The organism is Streptomyces silaceus (assembly GCF_001419745.1).
Lineage (GTDB): Bacteria > Actinomycetota > Actinomycetes > Streptomycetales > Streptomycetaceae > Streptomyces > Streptomyces silaceus.
In genome coordinates, this window is record NZ_LIRJ01000147.1 from 397 (window position 1) to 19,497 (window position 19,101).

Annotated in this window: 14 protein-coding genes; 7 read left to right on the forward strand and 7 right to left on the reverse strand. The window is 74.0% G+C overall.

Annotated features, from left to right (window positions below):
* Positions 1 to 38: 38 nt before the first annotated feature.
* The 5 genes from AOK22_RS15735 to AOK22_RS15755 form a co-directional block, all read right to left on the reverse strand.
* Entirely contained in the window at positions 39 to 392 is a 354-nt protein-coding gene (locus AOK22_RS15735) for a hypothetical protein (protein ID WP_055699282.1), read from the reverse strand.
* Between the two features lie 41 nt (positions 393 to 433).
* Positions 434 to 955, reverse strand: a complete 522-nt coding sequence (locus AOK22_RS15740) for a hypothetical protein (RefSeq protein WP_055699283.1) — start codon at positions 953 to 955, stop codon at positions 434 to 436.
* A 200-nt stretch (positions 956 to 1,155) separates the two neighbouring features.
* Positions 1,156 to 2,256, reverse strand: coding sequence for a sensor histidine kinase (locus AOK22_RS15745; protein WP_055699284.1), 1,101 nt, complete (start codon positions 2,254 to 2,256; stop codon positions 1,156 to 1,158).
* Complete coding sequence (locus AOK22_RS15750) at positions 2,253 to 2,951, reverse strand: response regulator (RefSeq protein ID WP_055699294.1); 699 nt, start codon at positions 2,949 to 2,951, stop codon at positions 2,253 to 2,255. The genes AOK22_RS15745 and AOK22_RS15750 overlap by 4 nt, the downstream gene beginning before the upstream one ends.
* Positions 2,952 to 3,080: 129 nt before the next feature.
* Positions 3,081 to 4,442 carry a DEAD/DEAH box helicase gene (locus AOK22_RS15755; protein ID WP_055699285.1) on the reverse strand — a complete coding sequence of 454 codons (1,362 nt, stop codon included), beginning with the start codon at positions 4,440 to 4,442 and terminating at the stop codon, positions 3,081 to 3,083.
* A gap of 574 nt (positions 4,443 to 5,016) precedes the next feature.
* Between AOK22_RS15755 and AOK22_RS15760 the strand changes: the two genes are divergently transcribed.
* From AOK22_RS15760 to xdhC, 3 genes are read left to right on the forward strand one after another with little or no spacing between them, the layout of a single operon-like run.
* On the forward strand, positions 5,017 to 6,516 hold the full coding sequence (locus AOK22_RS15760) for a xanthine dehydrogenase small subunit (RefSeq protein ID WP_055699286.1): 1,500 nt from the start codon (positions 5,017 to 5,019) through the stop codon (positions 6,514 to 6,516).
* Entirely contained in the window at positions 6,513 to 8,948 is a 2,436-nt protein-coding gene (xdhB, locus tag AOK22_RS15765; protein ID WP_055699287.1) for a xanthine dehydrogenase molybdopterin binding subunit, read from the forward strand. Before AOK22_RS15760 ends, xdhB begins: the two co-directional genes overlap by 4 nt.
* 1 nt (position 8,949) lies before the next feature.
* The gene (gene xdhC, locus AOK22_RS15770; RefSeq protein WP_063795268.1) at positions 8,950 to 9,789 is read left to right on the forward strand and encodes a xanthine dehydrogenase accessory protein XdhC; all 840 of its coding nucleotides are present in this window, start codon (positions 8,950 to 8,952) and stop codon (positions 9,787 to 9,789) included.
* A gap of 12 nt (positions 9,790 to 9,801) precedes the next feature.
* Here the strand turns inward: xdhC and AOK22_RS15775 are convergent, their stop codons facing one another.
* Positions 9,802 to 10,509: a GNAT family N-acetyltransferase gene (locus AOK22_RS15775; RefSeq protein ID WP_055699289.1), complete on the reverse strand. Its 708-nt coding sequence runs from the start codon at positions 10,507 to 10,509 to the stop codon at positions 9,802 to 9,804.
* A 148-nt stretch (positions 10,510 to 10,657) separates the two neighbouring features.
* On the opposite strand from AOK22_RS15775, the gene AOK22_RS15780 reads away from it, so the two are divergent.
* The 4 genes from AOK22_RS15780 (at position 10,658) to AOK22_RS15795 (ending at position 13,381) form a co-directional block, all read left to right on the forward strand.
* Positions 10,658 to 11,077: a phage holin family protein gene (locus AOK22_RS15780; protein WP_055699290.1), complete on the forward strand. Its 420-nt coding sequence runs from the start codon at positions 10,658 to 10,660 to the stop codon at positions 11,075 to 11,077.
* The gene (locus tag AOK22_RS15785; RefSeq protein ID WP_055699291.1) at positions 11,074 to 11,469 is read left to right on the forward strand and encodes a DUF3618 domain-containing protein; all 396 of its coding nucleotides are present in this window, start codon (positions 11,074 to 11,076) and stop codon (positions 11,467 to 11,469) included. Before AOK22_RS15780 ends, AOK22_RS15785 begins: the two co-directional genes overlap by 4 nt.
* A complete protein-coding gene (locus AOK22_RS15790) occupies positions 11,466 to 11,732 on the forward strand; it encodes a DUF4235 domain-containing protein (RefSeq protein WP_055699292.1) in 267 nt (88 codons plus the stop codon). Before AOK22_RS15785 ends, AOK22_RS15790 begins: the two co-directional genes overlap by 4 nt.
* Before the next feature lie 149 nt (positions 11,733 to 11,881).
* Positions 11,882 to 13,381, forward strand: a complete 1,500-nt coding sequence (locus AOK22_RS15795; protein ID WP_055699293.1) for a long-chain-fatty-acid--CoA ligase — start codon at positions 11,882 to 11,884, stop codon at positions 13,379 to 13,381.
* A 72-nt stretch (positions 13,382 to 13,453) separates the two neighbouring features.
* Here the strand turns inward: AOK22_RS15795 and AOK22_RS43720 are convergent.
* Positions 13,454 to 19,101 (reverse strand): type I polyketide synthase (locus AOK22_RS43720; protein WP_055699295.1); only part of this gene is annotated, 5,648 nt, incomplete at its 5' end.

Consider the following 19,101-nt stretch of genomic DNA (forward strand, 5'->3'; position numbering starts at 1 on the left):
CGGTCCAGGGCCCTGGACCGGGACACAGGCGTGGGCGCTCAGCGCCCCAGGTGCTTGATCTTCTCGAACGGGTAGCCCGCGACGACCACGACGACGAGACCGTAGAACGCGAGGGCGATCAGCCCGCCGGTCCCGATGCTCCAGTCGCCGTCGGTGAACAGGAGCTGGCCGACCGGGATCAGCGGGGCGAGGCTGAGGATCGCCGCCCCCGTGCACCAGTGCGCCACCAGGCGGTTGGCCTGCTCGCGCAGTTCGGGGTCGCGTTTGACCTCGTCCGGCACCTCGTAGCCGACGCTGCGGTCGCAGACCTCCCCGCGGCGGCCGACACGGGCGGCCAGCAGGGTGACCACGGCCAGCAGGGTGAAGCAGCAGAGGATGAAGACGTACGTCATGAGTGAGCGGGCCCCGAACGTATGGCGGATGAGCGTGATGCCTAGCGGATGTACTTGATGATGAAGGCGGCCACCATGGCCACGGCCTTGTTCTTGACCCAGCCGGGCAGGAACTTCCAGACCACGCCGCCGATCTCGCCGCCGAGGCAGCCGATGATGGCGTTCTTGACGTAGGTGCCCTTGCCGGAGAACTTGCCGTCGGCGACGTCGCTGAGCACCGACGTGGGGATGCTGGCGACGGCGCCCTTGGCACACCAGGCGGCGGCGCCGATGGCCACGGCGGCGATGGGGAAGGCCCGCGGACGGATCTCGCCGTCGCCGCCCCCGCTCATGGCCTTGTTGAGCTCCGCCATGGCCTCGGGGCCCATGCCGTCCTCGATGAAGCGGAGCTGCTCGGCGGTCAGCTCGGGCATCTCCTGCGTGGCCGAGGCCGAGGCGGCACGGGTCTCGGCGGCGTGGGAGGCCAGGGCCGGGGAGGCCCCGGCGAACAGGGCGCCCGCGGTGAGCGCGGCCACGCCCACCAGCGAGGCACGGCGGGTCATGGGGCGCTGCTTCGTCGACATCACGTGGGTTCTCCCCCTGCCGCACCGTCGTACGGGCGGCGTCGTCTCGGTTGTCACGGCGGGCCTGTGGCGGCCCGCCGTCCGGTGGCCGTCGCCGCAGGTCATGGGCGTTCCGGCCGGGGACCATGCTGTCTTCGAAGCCCTGGTGGCCGGTACCGTCCACCGGCCCCCTCCAGGTGGAGGGGACGGGCCCGCCGGGTTCACAGCGGGAGTTCGGCGCGGACGGTGAAGCCGCCGTCCGCGCTGGGGCGGGCGGTGACGCGACCGCCGACGAGGGCCGCGCGCTCGCGCAGCCCGGCGAGCCCATGGCCGCCGGACGGCAGGGTGGGCGCGGTCCGGTCCGCGGCGGGCGGTCCGTTGTCGATCTCCACGACGAGGACGTCCTGGCCCTCCGGTGCCAGGACCGACACCTGGACCGGCGCCCCGGGGGCGTGCTTGCGCACGTTGTTGAGCGCTTCCTGCACGATGCGGAAGGCCGCTGCCTCCAGCGCGGGGTCCCAGCGGGCGCCGGGCGCCACGGCGATGTGCACGCCGACGTCGAGGAGGCTCTCCGCGGTGAGGCCGTGCAGATCCGTCAGGCGGGTCCGGCCGGCCGCGGCCGCCGCCGTGGCGTCCGCGCCGCGCAGGACGCCGACCATGTTGCGCAGCTCCTCCAGCGCCCGCACGCTGTGCTCGCGCACCACGTCGATGTCCGCCCGGCGTGCCGCGTCGGGTTCGGTGGCACTGAGGGCGCCGGACTGGACGGCGATGATGCCGACGTGGTGCGAGACGGTGTCGTGCATGTCGCGGGCCAGCCGGGCGCGTTCGCGGGTCACCGCGCGCTGGGACTCCAGCCACTGTTCGCGGTGCTGGGTGGCGGCCAGGTCGGTGAGGCGGTGCCTGAGCTCGTCGCGGGTCCTGACGAGCAGGCCGAGCACGATCGGACCGAGGCTGAGCAGCCCGGCCCCCTCGACCATCGTCAGGACCTCGGGCCGGGAGTGGTCGAGGAGCGCGTCCGGCGGCCAGGGGACCAGCGCGGCGGTGAACAGCAGCAGACCGCAGACCCGGATCACCCGGGGCGAGGCACGGCAGGCCACCACGAACATCGCGAGGATCGCGGGCAGCCACAGGTACTCGGTGACGGTGGCGGGCAGCGTCACCGCCAGGGTGCTCAGCGGGAAGCGGTGGCGCAGCGGCAGGACGAGCAGCGCCGCCGAGCAGACGGCGAGGCCGAGGGCGTCGAAGGTCCCGGCGACGGTGAGCAGTTCGGCGCACGCCAGCAACGCGACGCCGCGCTCGGCGGTGCGGCGGTCGAGCCTCATCGTGCGGCGGCGCCGCCGACGGCGACGGGGTCCGCGGGCACCAGACCGAGCCGGTACGCCTGCACGGCCGCCTGGACGCGGTTGGCGACCCCGAACTTCACCAGGAGGGCGCTGACGTGGTCCTTGACGGTGGTGGTGCCGATGAAGAGACGCTGCCCGATCTCGGTGTTGGACAGGCCCTCGGCGACCAGCGCGAGCACCTCGCGTTCGCGGTCGGTGAGCTCGGGTCCGGCCGGTTCGGGAGCGGCCGGGGGAGTACGCCGGGGAACGGATCCCGGCTCCTGGGCGGCGGCATCGGCGTAGTGCCGGACGACCGTCCGCGCGAGCCGGGGCGCGAGCACGCTGCCACCCCGCGCCAACTCCTTGACGGCGTACTCCAGTTGCGCGGGAGGGGTGTCCTTGAGGAGGAAGCCCGTGGCGCCGCCGCGCAGCGCCGCGTCCAGGTACTCGTCGGCGTCGAACGTGGTGAGCAGGGCGACGGCGGGCGGCGCGGCAAGCGACCGCAGGTCGGCGAGGACGGTCAGCCCGTCCCGGTCGGGCATCCGCAGGTCGAGCAGCACCACGTCGGGCCGGTGCCGCGCGGCCTGCTCGGCGGCCGCGGTGCCGGAGCACACCGCGACCACGTCGAGACCGTCGAAGGTCTCCAGGATGCGCCGCAGCCCCTCCCGTACGAGCAACTCGTCGTCGACCACCATCACGCGCACGGCAGATCGGTTCACTTCGGTCGGCCCCCCATCGAACCCGGACAAGACGCCCCAGCATAACCGCATGTTTTTACACGCTCTTTAGGCTGGGGTGGGGGTACGAGGGCGGTGGGCGGACCGTCAGCCGCCGCGGCGCGTCCGGGCCGCCCTGCGGGCCTCGGCGAGCTTGCGCGCCTCGCCGGCCTTGCGGGACTTGCCGCCGGTGCCGCGCGAGGCGTCCTTGCTGGTGCCGATGCCGCGGAAGGGGGCGTTGTGGTTCTTGGGCCGTGACGCGGCGGGCCCGCCGTCGAGCGGGGTGCCCGAGGGGGCCTTGGCCCCGGTGATCCGGCTCAGCTGCGCCTCGCCCGAGCGGACCTTCGTGACGGTCGGCGCGATACCGGCCTCGTCCATGAGCCGGCTCAGCTCGCGGCGCTGGCCCGACAGCACCAGGGTGACGACCCGGCCGGACGCGCCGGCCCGTGCGGTGCGGCCCGCCCGGTGCAGATAGTTCTTGGGGTCGGTGGGCGGGTCGACGTTCACCACGAGGTCCAGGTCGTCCACGTGCAGACCGCGGGCCGCGACCTCGGTGGCCACCAGCGCCGTGATCGAGCCCTCCTTGAACTGCGCCAGCGTCCGGGTGCGCTGCGGCTGGGACTTGCCGCTGTGCAGGGCCGCGGCGTGCACCCCGCTGGCCCGCAGGTGCCGGGTCAGCTGGTCGACGGCGTGCTTGGTCTCCAGGAACAGCAGGACACGGCCGTCGCGCGCGGCGATCTCCGTGGTGACGGCGTACCGGTCGGGGCCGTGGACGACCAGCACGTGGTGGTCCATCGTCGTGACCGCGCCCGCGGACGGGTCGACCTCGTGGACGGCGGGGTCGTGCAGATGACTCCGGACGAGACCGTCGACGTCGCCGTCCAGAGTGGCCGAGAACAGCATGCGCTGGCCCTCGGGGTGCACCTGGTCGAGCACCTCGCTGACCTGCGGCAGAAAGCCCAGGTCGCACATCTGGTCGGCCTCGTCGAGGACGGTGATCCGCACGCGTCCCAGGCGGCAGGCCTTGCGGTCGACCAGGTCGTGCAGGCGGCCCGGCGTGGCCACGACGACCTCGGCCCCGTCGCGCAGCGCGGCGGCCTGCCGCCCGATCGACATGCCGCCGACGACCGTGGCCAGGCGCAGCCGGAGCGCCTCGGCGTACGGGGTGAGCGTCTCGGTGACCTGCTGGGCCAGCTCCCGGGTCGGCACCAGGATCAGCGCGAGCGGCTGCTTCGCCTCCGCGCGGCGCCCCGCCGTCCGCGCGAGCAGCGGCAGGCCGAAGGCGAGCGTCTTGCCCGATCCGGTGCGCCCGCGCCCCAGGACGTCCCGGCCCGCGAGGGCGCTCGGCAGCGTGGCGGCCTGGATCGGGAAGGGCTTCTCCACGCCCTGCTCGGTCAGCGTGCGCAGCAGCCCGGCCGGCAGGTCGAGTGCGGCGAAGGAGGCGACCTGGGGTGCGGTGGGGTCGGTCATGACGAGCCTTCCGTAAGGGAACGTACCGAGGAAGGCCCGGCAGGAATCCGTGGCCGACGGACGAGGGGGACCGCACGGGCGACATCACGGAGCGTCGACCGTGCAAACGTCTCACGCTAACACGCAGTGGCCGTCCGGCCCGGCCCCGTGGGGTACGCCTCGGGCCGTGAGGGGCGTGCCTCCGCGTGGCCGGTGACGTACGCCTCGGCAGAAGTCAACCCTTGACCTCCGCGCCGCCACCCCACTAGCTTCCGGTCATCGTCGATGCACGACCGCCGAAAGGAGGCGACCACCGGATGTACACCAGCTCTGACCTCGGTCGCCTCGCCCAGTGCACCGCCTGGGTCCCGGGTCGCATCGCGCACGGCTGCTGAACGAGCCGTCCTCCCGTGCCCGTCCGTGGCACATTCCGGCACCTTCCGGGTCTCCCGTCATCTCCTTTCCTCACGGCACACCGCTGTCGCGTGCCGCGTTGCGTCCGCACCCCTCCCGTGGCGTGCCCGAGCACAGAAAGTTGCCCGACCTTGGCGAACATGAAGCACCGACGAATCGCGCACCGAAACGCGGGCCGGTCATGACGGCGGCACGGATCACGGTCAACGGGGCAGAGACCCCGATCGCCCCCGCCGCGCCCCACACCACCGCGCTGGACTTCCTGCGCGAGCGTGGGCTGACCGGCACCAAGGAGGGCTGCGCCGAGGGTGAATGCGGCGCCTGTTCGATCCTGGTGGCCCGGCCCGGCGTGGACAAGCCCACCGACTGGGTGGCGGTCAACGCCTGCCTGGTCCCGGCCGCGTCGCTCGACGGGCAGGAGGTCATCACCTCCGAGGGCCTCGCCACCGTCGACGAACCCGGCACCACGCCCGCCCTGCACCCGGTGCAGGAGGAGATGGCGGTCCGCGGCGGCTCCCAATGCGGATACTGCACCCCGGGATTCATCTGCAGCATGGCCGCCGAGTACTACCGCCCGGACCGCTGCGCCCACGGGGACGCGGGCGCGAACGGGGACGGGGGCGCAGAGACGGGCGCGGCCGACGGCTCCGGCGCCGAGCACGGCCCGAACGGCTTCGACCTGCACGCGCTCAGCGGGAACCTGTGCCGCTGCACCGGCTACCGCCCGATCCGCGACGCCGCGTTCGCCGTCGGGACCCCCACCGACGAGGACCCCCTGGCCCGGCGGCGCGAGCAGGACCCGCCCGCACCGGTCGCCACCGAGTACGCCCGGGACGACAGCACGTTCCTGCGCAGGAACACCCTCGCCGAGACGCTGCGGCTGCTGCGCGAGCGGCCCGACGCGGTCGTGGTCGCCGGCTCCACCGACTGGGGCGTGGAGGTCAACATCCGTTCCCGGCGCGCGAAGTGCGTCGTCGCCGTCGACCGGCTGCCCGAACTGCGCGAGCTGCGCGTCGCGTCGGACCACATCGAGATCGGGGCGGCGCTGACGCTCACCGAGATCGAGCGCCGCCTGGACGGCGACGTCCCCCTCCTCGCGGAGCTGTTCCCGCAGTTCGCCTCCCGCCTCATCCGCAACGGCGCGACCCTCGGCGGCAACCTGGGCACCGGCTCGCCCATCGGCGACAGCCCGCCGGTGCTGCTCGCCCTGGAGGCGTCGGTGGTCCTCGCCGACGCCGACGGCGAGCGCGAGGTCCCGCTCGCGGAGTACTTCACCGGATACCGGCAGAGCGTGCGCCGCCCCGGCGAGCTGATCCGCGCGGTGCGCCTCCCGCTGCCCCTGGCGCCGGTCACGACCTTCCACAAGATCGCCAAGCGGCGCTTCGACGACATCTCCAGCGTGGCGGTCGCCTTCGCCCTCGACATCGAGGACGGGACCGTCCGCAAGGCCCGGATCGGCCTGGGCGGCGTGGCCGCCACCCCGATCCGCGCCCTGGCCACCGAGGCGGCCCTGGAGGGCAGGCCCTGGACGGCGGAGACCGTCGAGAGCGCCGCCCCGGTGCTGCGGGGCGAGGGCACGCCGATGGACGACCACCGCGCGAGCGCCCTCTACCGCTCCGCGATGCTCGGCCAGAGCCTGAGAAAGCTGTACGCACAGACCACCGAGGCGGTGTCGTCATGAGTCATCTGTCCGAGCGCCCCGAGAAGCCCGTCGTCGGCGTCCCGATGCCGCACGAGAGCGCCGCCCTGCACGTCACCGGCACCGCGCTCTACACCGACGACCTGGTGGCCCGTACCAAGGACGTGCTCCACGCGTACCCCGTCCAGGTCATGAAGGCCCACGGCCGGATCACCGCGCTGCGCACCGAACCCGCGCTCGCCGTGCCCGGCGTGGTCCGCGTGCTCACCGGCGCCGACGTGCCCGGCGTCAACGACGCCGGGATGAAGCACGACGAGCCGCTCTTCCCCGACGAGGTCATGTTCCACGGCCACGCGGTCGCCTGGGTGCTCGGCGAGACCCTGGAGGCGGCCCGGCTCGGCGCGGCGGCCGTCGAGGTGGACCTCGACGAACTGCCCTCGCTGGTCACGCTGCGGGACGCGATGGAGGCCGACAGCTTCCACGGCGCCCGGCCCATGATGCTGACCGGCGACGTCGACGCCGGGTTCGCCGACTCCGCGCACGTCTTCACCGGCGAGATCCAGTTCTCCGACCAGGAGCACTTCTACCTGGAGACACACGCGGCCCTGGCCCGGATCGACGAGGCCGGTCAGGTGTTCGTCCAGAGCAGCACCCAGCACCCGTCGGAGACCCAGGAGATCGTCGCGCACGTCCTCGGCCTGCACAGCCACGAGGTGACCGTGCAGTGCCTGCGGATGGGCGGCGGCTTCGGCGGCAAGGAGATGCAGCCGCACGGCTTCGCGGCCGTCGCCGCGCTCGGCGCCCGGCTGACGGGGCGACCGGTCCGGCTGCGCCTCAACCGGACCCAGGACCTGACCATGTCCGGCAAGCGCCACGGCTTCCACGCCCAGTGGCGGATCGGCTTCGACGCCGACGGCCGCATCCGCGCCCTGGACGCGACCCTGACCGCGGACGGCGGCTGGAGCCTGGACCTGTCCGAGCCGGTGGTGGCCCGCGCGCTGTGCCACATCGACAACACGTACTGGATCCCCAACGCCCGCATCGCCGGGCGCATCGCCCGGACCAACAAGGTCTCCAACACCGCCTTTCGCGGCTTCGGCGGACCCCAGGGCATGCTCGTGATCGAGGACATCATGGGCCGTTGCGCACCGCTGCTCGGCCTCGACCCGATGGAGCTGCGCGAACGCAACTTCTACCAGCGGGGCCAGGCGACGCCGTACGGACAGCCGGTCGCGCAGCCCGAACGGATCGCCGCCGTCTGGGACCAGGTCAAGGAGAACGCCGGCATCGCCGAGCGGCGCCGCGAGATCGCCGCCTTCAACTCCGCGCACCCGCACACCAAGCGGGCCCTCGCCGTCACCGGCCTCAAGTTCGGCATCTCGTTCAACCTCACCGCCTTCAACCAGGGCGGCGCGCTGGTCCTGATCTACAAGGACGGCTCCGTCCTGATCAACCACGGCGGCACCGAGATGGGCCAGGGCCTGCACACCAAGATGCTCCAGGTGGCCGCGACGACCCTGGGCATCCCGCTGCACAAGGTGCGCCTCGCCCCCACGCGGACCGACAAGGTGCCCAACACGTCCGCGACCGCCGCCAGCGCCGGGGCGGACCTCAACGGCGCGGCGGTGAAGAACGCCTGCGAGCAGCTGCGCGAGCGGCTCCTTCAGGTGGCCGCCACCCGGCTCGGGTCCCACGCCTCGGACGTACGCATCGTCGAGGGCGTCGCGCGCGCCCTGGGCAGCGACGCGGAGCTGGAGTGGGACGACCTGGTGCGCACGGCGTACTTCCAGCGGGTCCAGCTGTCGGCGGCCGGCTTCTACCGGACCGAGGGGCTGCACTGGGACGCCAAGTCGTTCCGGGGCTCGCCGTTCAAGTACTTCGCCCATGGCGCCGCCGCGGCCGAGGTGGAGGTGGACGGCTTCACGGGCGCGTACCGCATCCGGCGGGTGGACATCGTGCACGACGTCGGCGACAGCCTGTCCCCGCTGATCGACATCGGGCAGGTCGAGGGCGGCTTCGTGCAGGGCGCCGGCTGGCTGACCCTGGAGGACCTGCGCTGGGACACCGGTGACGGCCCGGGCCGCGGGCGCCTCCTCACGCAGGCCGCGAGCACCTACAAGCTGCCGAGCTTCTCGGAGATGCCCGAGGAGTTCAACGTCACGCTCCTGGAGAACGCCTCCGAGGAGGGCGCGGTGTACGGGTCCAAGGCGGTGGGCGAGCCGCCGCTGATGCTGGCGTTCTCGGTGCGCGAGGCGCTGCGGCAGGCCGCCGCCGCGTTCGGGCCCGGCGGGGCCGCCGTCGAGCTGGCCTCTCCCGCGACGCCGGAGGCGGTGTTCTGGGCGGTCGAGGCCGCCCGCGAAGGCGCCGGGGAACCGGACGGGCACGCCCGCGACGGATCCGCCGCGTCCGGTCACCCGGCGGACGGCCGGGGCGGCGAAGTCCTCAGCGACGCGGCAGCGTTGAGCGGTGCCTGACATGACGTGGATCGCCGCGGTCGCGCGGTTGCGGGCACGCCGGGAGCCCGGCGTGCTGGTGACCGTCGCGACCGTGCGCGGTCACGCCCCGCGCGAGGCCGGCGCGAAGCTCGTCGTGGGGCGGAGCGGGACGTGGGGGTCCATCGGCGGCGGCAACGTCGAGGCCGTAGCGATCGACCGGGCCCGGGAGTTGATCGGCGCGGCCAAGCCCGAACCGGAGCTGGTCGACTTCGCCCTGAACGACAAGGTGACCAACCGGCACGGCGTGCAGTGCTGCGGCGGCACGGTGTCGGTGCTGCTCGAACCGCTGCCGGTGGTCCGGGCGGTGGCGGTCTTCGGCGTCGGGCACGTCGGCCTCGAACTGGCCCGCATCCTGGCCCGTCAGGACCTGGACCTCCACTTGATCGACAGCAGGGCCGACATGCTCACCGAGGCGCGGCTCGGTGCGCTGGCGGACGCGGTGGCGCACGTGCACACGCATCACACGCCGCTGCTGCCCGAGGAGGTCCTCGACGAGCTGCCGCGCGGCACCCACGTCCTGATCATGACTCATGACCACGCCGAGGACGCCGCGCTGTGCGACGCCGCCCTGCGCACCGCCCATCTCGGCTCCATCGGCCTGATCGGGTCGGCGGCGAAATGGGTGCGGTTCCGCAAACGCCTCGCCACCGAGGGAGGCCACGACGAGGCCACGATCGACCGGATCAAGACCCCCATCGGCCTGACCGACATCACCGGCAAGGAACCGGCGACGATCGCCGTGAGCGTCGCCGCCGATCTGCTGCGTACGTTCGAGACCGGGGTGTTCGAGACCGGGGTGTTCGAGACCGGGACGGACTGACCCCGGCGGCGGTCACGGCGTGCGGAAACCGCGGAAGGTCACCGGCTTGCGGATCACGAACCCGAGCCGCTTGTAGAGGGCCACGGCCGCCGTGTTGGCCTCGGCCACGTGCAGGAAGGGCCGCTCGCCGCGTGCCTCGATACCGGTGATCAACGCGCGCACCAGGCGGGCGGCGTGACCCTGCCCGCGTGCCTCGGGGGCGGTGCAGACGGCGCTGATCTCGGTCCAGCCCGGCGGACGGAGCCGTTCGCCCGCCATGGCGACGAGCTCGCCGCCGCGGCGCACGCCGAGGTAGGTGCCGAGTTCGCGGGTGCGCGGCCAGAAGGGGCCCGGGCTGGTCCGCGCGACGAGAGCGAGCATCTCCGGTACGTCGTTGGCCCCCAGCTCGACGACGTCCGCGTCGGCGGTGTCCTCCGCGAGACCGCCCTCCACGCCGTCCGGAAGGACCATCTGGAAGCCGTCGAGCGAGAAGACCGGCTCCCAGTGGTCCGGCGGGGTCGCCGGGCAGCTGAACATGTCGGCGAGTTCGCCGCTGCCGAGCAGGGCGGCCAGATCGGTCCAGGCGGCAGGACCGGCGTCGGCGCGGACCGTGGCGAAGGTCGCGACGTCCGGCAGATAGGTGGACGCCCCGCCGACCCGACGCGCCAGATGCGCGTGATGGCCGGTCAGCGACGTCCCCACCGGGTCGTCGAGCGCCGTTTCGTCGTGGCCGACGTTCATGATGTGCCCTTCCGCCTGCGTGCCGTGCTTCCGCAGGCGGATCTTAGGCCGCCGCCCGCGACCGGCATGCGTCGCCGCTGGATATCGGGGCACTCGGCCGCACGGACACACGTCTTGTGCAACGCCGAGGAAGCAGGGGTGAACACCGATGACCGCAACCGACTCCCCCCGGGGAAGCGACCGCGCGCAGGAGCCGGTGGGCGAGCTGGTCCGCCGCGCCTCGCAGCAGTTGTCCCGGCTGGTGCGCGACGAGATGCGCCTGGCGCAGGCCGAGATGGCGCAGAAGGGCAAACGATTCGGCAGGGGCGGCGGCCTGTACGGCGGCGCCGGCGTCGTGGGCGTCCTCGCCCTGCAGGCGCTGGTGGCGGCGGGGATCGCCGGTCTGGCGCTGGTCCTGGACGTGTGGGCGGCGGCCCTGATCGTCACCGGCATTCTGGCGGTCATCGCCGCGCTGCTCGCGGGGCTGGGCAGGCAGCAGATCGGCAAGGCGTCCCCGACCGCGCCGGAGCAGACGATCGACAGCCTGAAGGCCGACATGACCGAGATCAAGGAAAGGACGCAGCGATGACCCAGGACAAGCCGGGGAGCGGCGGCAAGAGGCCCACACCGGAGGAGCTGCGCGCCCAGGTCGACGAGACCCGCCAGGAGCTGGGGGAGACCGTCGAGGCGCTCGCGGCGAAGGCGGACGTGAAGGCACGGGCCCAGGAGAGGACCGGGGCCGTCAAGCGGCAGCTGAGCGACAGGACCGCGCACGCCAAGGACAGGACGGCCCACGCCAAGGAGCAGCTCGGCGACAGGACCGCCCATGCCACGGATCAGCTGCGGCAGAAGGCGACGCACGCCGCTCACGTGGTGCAGGACAGGGCGCCGGCGGCGCGGCGCGGCCCGGCGCCGTGGATCGCGGCGGGCGGCGTGCTCGTCGCGCTGCTGCTCGTCCGCCGTGCCAGGAGGCGTCGGTGAAGGCCGCCAGGATCGCCTACCAGCCGGTCGGCCTGACCCTGGGCGCCGTCGGCGGCGTACTGGCAGGAAAGCTGTTCCAGAAGGTCTGGAAACGGCTGGGGCACGAGGACGACGTCCCGAACGCCACCGACGAGCACCGCGGCTGGAGCGAGGTGCTGGCGGCCGCCGTGCTGCAGGGCGCGATCTTCGCCGGGGTCAAGGCCGCCGTCGACCGGGGCGGCGCCGTCGCCGCCCGCAGGCTGACCGGCACCTGGCCCGGCTGACCTCCCGCGTCACCCGTGGCCGGGTGTCGCAAAGAGGCGCTTGGTGATCTTTCCCACCTTGTGCGTCGCGCCGCGGCGCGGGACGCTCGAACCCCACCCGGAAGATCAAGCTCCACCGGCACACCCGAAGCACCGGAAAGAGGTCAACGGTGACCAACCTCGCCCTCAACCTGGCCCGTACCGCGGCGGCGCACCCCGAGGCCGTCGCGATCCAGCTGGACGCACAGACGCTCGACTACCGCTCGCTCGACGAGCGCAGCGCCCGCGTGGCCGGCTGGCTGGCCGCCCAGGGCGTCGGGCCGGGTGACCGCGTGGCGATCCTGCTGCCGAACATTCCGCACTTCGCGGTGGTCTACTACGGCGTACTGCGCGCGGGCGCCGTCGCCGTGCCGATGAACCCGCTCCTGAAGACCCCCGAGATCACCTACAGCGCGGGGGACTGCGGCGCCCGCATCCTCCTGACCTACGGCCCCGCGGCCGCCGAGGCGGGCGCCGCCGCGGCGGAGCTGGGCATCGGCTGCACGGACGTCACCGCCGACGACTTCGCCGCCGCGCTGGCCGCGTCCGAGGCGCGTACGGACATCGTGGAGCGCGACGCCGACGACCTCGCCGTCCTGCTCTACACCTCCGGCACCACGGGCCGCCCCAAGGGTGCCCGCCTCACCCACGGCAACCTGGGCAGCAACACCGCCACCGTCGTCCGCGAGCTGGGCCTCACGGCGACGGACACGCTCTTCGGCGGACTGCCGTTCTTCCACGTCTTCGGCCAGACCTGCGGGCTGAACGCCGCCGTCCTCATCGGCGCCCGCGTGACCCTCCTGCCCCGCTTCGACGCCGCGCAGGCCCTGAGCATCCTGTCCCGCGACGGGGTCACGGTCATGGAGGGCGTGCCGACCATGTTCCTCGGGCTGCTCGCCGCGGCCGACGCGGCGGGCTCGACCGGCTTCGCGGAGGGCGCGGGGCTGCGGCTGTGCGTCACCGGCGGCGCCGCGATGCCCGTCGAGGTCCTGCACCGGTTCGAGGCGGCGTTCGGCTGCCCGGTCGTCGAGGGGTACGGCCTGTCCGAGACGTCCCCCGTGGTCACCTTCGGCGGGGTCGAGGGGCTCCGCAAGCCCGGCTCCATCGGCACCCCCATCGACGGGGTCCAGGTACGGCTGATCGACGACGAGGGCAAGGACGTCGCCGAGGGCGAGGTCGGCGAACTGGCCGTGCGCGGGCCGAACGTGACGCCGGGCTACTGGAACCGCCCGGAGGCCGACGAGGCCGCCTTCGCCGACGGCTGGTTCCGCACCGGCGACCTCGCGCGGTGCGACGAGGACGGCTTCTACTTCATCGTGGACCGGAAGAAGGACCTGGTCATCCGCGGCGGCTACAACGTCTACCCGCGCGAGATCGAGGAGGTCCTCTACGAGCACCCCGCCGTCGCCGAGGCCGCCGTGCTCGGAGTCCCCCACGAGCTGCACGGCGAGGAGATCGCCGCCGTCGTCACGCCGAAGCCGGGCGCCGAGGTCACGGCGGACGAGCTGCGCGCGTTCGTGAAGGCCCGCGTGGCCCCGTACAAGTACCCGCGGATCGTCCAGCTGGTGCCGGGCCTGCCCAAGGGCCCGACCGGAAAGATCCTCAAGCGGGAGATCTCGGTCGAGGACTGACGGACGCGCCGCCCCGGCCGTCACCCGGGACGCACGGTTCTGGCCGTCACCCGGGACGCACGGTTCTGGCCGTCACCCGGGGCGCCGCGCTCCTTCCGTCGTCCGTGCGTCGATCCAGCCGCGGAGAGCCGACGCGGTCGTCCCCGCGTGCTCCCGCATCATCGTCAGGTGGTCGCCGGGCACGTCCACGACGTCCACGGCACCACCGGCCGACGGCCAGGACGTGCGCCAGGATTCGGCCTCCGCTGAGGCCGCCATGGCGGCGGTGGGGTGCGACGCGCGGATCAGGAGCGTCGGCGTGGTGACCGGTTCGGGGTCCCAGCCGAGGAAGATCCGGTTGTAGGCGCCCATCGCCGCCAGGATGCCGTCGTCGGGCCCGGCGAAGTCGGTCCCTTCGGTGGCCCCGGGCGGCGGTGCGGCCAGGGACAGCAGCCAGTCCGTGCCGCTGTTGTCCGGCGTGATGTGGTACGTGTCCAGCAGCGCCAGGCCGGCCGGTGCCCGCCCCATGCCTTCCAGGTGATGGGCCACCAGATGCGCCACGTTCCCGCCCGCCGAGCGTCCCACGACCACGAAGGGCCCGTCACCGACGTGCCGCAGCACGCACTCGGCCTGCGTGTGCGCCAGGGCGGCGCGGTCCTCCGGCACGGCCGCACCGGTGCCGAGGCCGGGGTGCGGGAACTCCAGGACGTCCAGGTCGCCCTCGAAGGCGCCGTGGAAGCGGGGGAAGTCTCCGCCGCCCGCCGCGAACGACGGCTGGTACGCGGGGAAGTAGACGACGGTCGGCCCACCGGAACCGGGAGCGCCGTGGGAGCGGCGGATCGGGGGCAGGGCATGGTCGTGCCCCTGGGCGGCCGTGAAGGTGGGCAGTGCCCAGGACGCGGTGACGAGCAGATGCATCGCCGCCACCGGCTGCCCGGCGGCACTGACCGTCCGGAACAGTGACGAGAGGGTGTACGAGGGCCGCTCGACGGCGGTGGCCTCGGCGGGGGCCATGAGTCCGCTGGCCGCCGGGGTGTCCACCCCGTCGCCCAGCGCCTCCACCGATCCCACCGAGCCCACCGCGTCCAACGGCTCCAGCAGGCCGAGCAGATGACGTGCCAGTTCCTCGGCCGTGCGGTGCTCGAACACCACCGCGGCCGGCAGCCCGACCTTGAGCGCCGTGCTCAGCCGGTTGCGGATCTGCACGGCCGTCAGGGAGTCGAAGCCCAGCTCGGCGAGCGACTTGCCCGCCGGGAGCGCGTCGGCGTGCGGATACCCGAGCACCGCCGCCACGTCGGCCCGCACCAACTCCACGAGCACCGCTTCCCGTTCGCCCGCGGGCAGCCGGTCCAGGCGCTGCCGCCAGGCACCGGGCTCCAGACCCTGCCCGGACCCGGACCCCTCGGCGGTGGCCGAAGTCGCCGATGCCGTCGGCCGGTTCTGCCGGACGAGTCCTCGCAACGGCGGCGGCAGGTGCGCGGCGCCCGACCGGAGCACGGCCCGGTCCACCAGGACGGGCGCCAGGACCGGCTCGGTGGAGCACAGCGCGGCGTCGAACAGGGCGAGGCCGTGCCGCGTGGACAGAGGTACGAGCACCTCACGTGGCCGCGACCGCGGGCTTGACGGGTCGAAGACCGGCCCGGCCGCCATACCGTCGGCGTTCTCCCATGGCCCCCACGCCAGCGAGACCGTCGGCAGCCCCGCGGCGGTACGGAACCGCGCGAAGGCGTCGAGGAACGCGTTGGCCGCCGCGTAGTTGCCCTGGCCCGCCCGGCCCAGCAGGCCGGAGACGGAGGAGAAGAGCACGAACGCCGAAAGGCGCATGTCCCGGGTCAGTTCGTGCAGATTCCAGGCCGCGTCGGCCTTCGGCCGCAGCACGGCCGCCATCCGCTCGGGGTCCAGCGAGTCCAGCACGCCGTCGTCGAGCACCCCGGCGGCGTGCACCACGGCGGTCAGTGGCGGCTCGCAGCCCTTGACCACCTCGGCCAGCGCGGCACGGTCGGCCGCGTCACAGGCGACGACGTCCACCCGCGCCCCCGCCGCCACCAGTTCGTCGCGCAGCTCCCCGGCCCCGGTGGCCCGAGGTCCACGGCGTCCGGTCAGCAGCAGATGCCGTACGCCGTGTTCCGCGACCAGATGGCGTGCGACGTCCGCGCCCAGCGCGCCGGTTCCGCCGGTGATCAGTACCGTGCCGTCCTTGTCGAAGGAGGCCACCGGCGCATCGGCGGCACGCACCGGGTCGTCAGCGCGGACGGAGGCCAGCCGCGGAACGGTCACCCGCCCTTCCCGCAACCGGAGTTGAGGCGCGCCGGAGGCGACGGCCGCAGGGAGCATCCGCAGCGACTCGGGCCGCCCGTCCACATCCACCAGGACCACACGACCGGGCAGCTCCGCCTGGGCCGCGCGCACCAGCCCCCACACCGCCGCACCCGCCAGGTCCGGCACCGGGGCGGTCGCGTCCCGCGTCACCACCACCAGCCGCGTGCCCGCCGTCTCCGGATCGCCCTGCCAGTCCTGAAGCGCTGCCAGCACCCTGCCCGTCGACGCGTGTACGCCGGGCAGGGGATCGGACTCCGCCGCGCGGGCGTCGGGGCCGGTCGGGCGGGCGATGGCCGTGACGGCAGTGAATCCGGGCGTGACGGCCGTCGATCCGGGGGCGGCGCCGGGCAGATACGCGGCAAGGCCCAGCGGGTCGGGCCCGCGCACCGCCCACGCGTGCCCGTCCTTACCGACGGACGGCTCGGGCGGCTCCGGGATGTCGAGTGCGGCCCATTCGGGACGCAGCAACGCTCCGCGGGCGAGGGCGTCCGCCGAGCTGCCGTCGGCCCGGTCGGCGGCCGGGAGTTCCCTGGTCGTCAGGGAGTCCACGCGGGCCACCAGCCGGCCGGTCGGGTCGGCGAGCGTGAGGGCGACCGTGTCCGTGCCCGTGCGCGTCACCCGGACCCTCAACTCCGTTGCCCCGGAGGCGTAGAGACGTACTCCGCCCCACGCGAACGGCACCCGCAGCGGGCCCGGGTCGGCGGGGGCGGCGCACAACGACGCGTGCAGCGCCGCGTCGAACAGCGCGGGATGGAGACCGTAGCGGTCCGCCTCCGACGTGTGCGAAGCGGGCAGCCGGACCTCGGCGAAGACGTCGTCGCCGCGCACCCAGACCGCGTGGACCCCCTGGAAGGCGGGCCCGTAGGCGAGCCCGGCGTCGGCGAGGGCGGCGTACGCACCGCCGAGCTCCACGGCCTCGGCGGCCGGGGGCGGCCACTGGGTCAGCCCCTCCTGCCTCGCACCGCCACCGCGCCCCAGGTGTCCGGACGCGTTCCGGGTCCACGGAGTGTCGTCGTCGGACTCGTCGGGCCGGGTGAAGACGTCGACCGGCCGTCGGCCCGAGTCGTCGGGGCCGCCCACCACGACCTGGACCCGCACCGCCGAGGAGCCGTGCAGCGCGAGCGGGCTCAGCATCGCCAGGTCGTCGACCGTCCCGCAGCCGGCCTCGTCCCCGGCGCGCACAGCCATCTCCACGAACACCGTCGCCGGCACGATCACTCGCCCGGCGACGACGTGGTCGCCGAGCCAGGGGTGGGCCGGCAGCGACAACTGGCCGTTCAGCAGGGTCTGTTCGGTGCCCGGGACCGGGAAGGACGGGCCCAGGAGTGCCGGGTCCTCGGCGGTGGTCGTGCGCGGCGCGTCCAGCCAGTACCGCTGCCGCTGGAAGGCGTACGTCGGCAGGTCCACGCGGCGCGCGCCGGAACCCGCGTACACCGCCGACCAGTCGACAGTGGCCCCGGCGACGTGCAGCCGCGCCACGGCGGACAGGAGGGTCTCCGGTTCGTGCGCGTCGCGTCGGGTGGCCACCGCGAGAACGGAGGCCCCGGCTTCGGCCAGGCAGTCGGCGGTCGCGGCCGTGAGGACCGGACCGGGCCCGAGCTCCAAGAAGGCCGACACCCCGTCGTCCGCCAGCGCGCGCACGGCGTCGGCGAAACGCACGGGCTGCCGGGCATGCCGTACCCAGTACTCGGGCGAGCACAGCTCGGCGGCCTCGGCAGGACGCCCCGTCACAGTGGAGACGACCGGAATGCGGGGCGGACGGAAGGTCGACTCGCGTGCCACACGCAGGAAGTCGTCGAGCATCGGCTCCACCAAGGGCGAGTGGAAGGCATGACCCACCCGCAGCCGGCCGACCCTGCGTCCCCGCGCCTCGAAGTCCGCGGCGATCGAGAGCACCGCATCCGCCACGCCGGAGATCACCACCGAACGGGGCCCGTTGACGGACGCGACCGCCACGTGCGCCCTCCGTCCGGTCAGCGCGGTCAGGACCTCCGCCTCGGCCGCGTCCAGCGCCACCATCGCGCCGCCCTCGGGCAGCGCCTGCATGAGGCGGCCGCGCGCGGCGACGAGCCGCGCCGCATCGGGGAGATCGAGCACACCGGCGACATGGGCCGCCGCCAGCTCGCCCACCGAGTGGCCCGCGAGGCGGTCGGCGCGGACGCCCCACGCCTCCAGCAGCCGGTACAGCGCCACCTCGAAGGCGAACAGCCCGGCCTGCGTGAAGTCCGTGCGGTCCACCAGCGCCGCGTCCGCCGAGCCCGGCTCCGCGGACAGCACCGCGCCGAGCGGCCGGGGGAGCAGGTCGTCCAGATGGCGGCAGACCTCGTCGAAGGCGGCGGCGAAGACGGGGAAGGCGGCGCGGAGTTGGGCTCCCATACGGGGGCGCTGGGCGCCTTGCCCGGTGAACAGGAAGGCCGTACGGACCTCCTGGGCCGCCAGGCCGCGCACCACCCCCGGAGCGTCCCGGCCCGCCGCGAGGGCGCTCAGCGCGTCCAGCATGACCGCCCGCTCACCGGCCGGAACCATCGCCCGATGGGCCAGGGCCGAGCGCGACACCGCCAGCGAGTGCGCGACATCGCCGGCCGACAGCTCCGGCCGGGCCGCCACCTCGGAGGCGAGCCGGCGCGCCTGGGCGCGCAACGCGGACGCGTCGGCGGCGGAGAGCAGCCACGGAAACGGTGACGGCGTGCCGTTCTCCGAAGCAACCAAGGCCCCCTCTCCCGGCGCCTCCTCCACAATCACGTGCGCGTTCGTCCCGCCGATCCCGAAGGCCGAGACACCGGCCCGCCGGGGCCGCGCGGAGGCGGGCCAGGGCCGGGCGGCCGTCAGGAGCTCCACCCGGCCCGACGGCCAGTCCGCGTGAGGGGTCGGCGTGTCGGCGTGCAGCGTCCGGGGCAGTTCGCCGTGGCGCAGCGCCTGCACCATCTTGATGACACCGGCGACCCCGGCGGCCGCCTGTGTGTGCCCGAGGTTGGACTTGACCGACCCGAGCCACAGAGGCTCCTCGCGGCCCTGTCCGTACGTGGCGAGGACGGCCTGCGCCTCGATGGGGTCGCCGAGCCGGGTGCCCGTGCCGTGGGCCTCGACCGCGTCCACGTCGGCGGGCCGCAGCCCCGCGTCCGCCAGCGCCCGCGTGATCAGCCGCCGCTGTGCCGGACCGTGCGGCGCGGTGAGGCCGTTGGACGCGCCGTCGGAGTTGACGGCGGAGCCGCGGAGGACGGCCAGGACGGGATGGCCGTTGCGGCGGGCGTCGGACAGCCGCTCCAGGAGGACGAGTCCCACGCCCTCGGCCCAGGCCGTGCCGTCGGCGGCCGCGGAGAAGGACTTGCAGCGCCCGTCCGGCGCGAGGCCGCGCTGCCGGCTGAAGGCGAGGAACGGATGGGGTGTCGCCATCACGGTGACCCCGCCCGCCAGCGCCAGCG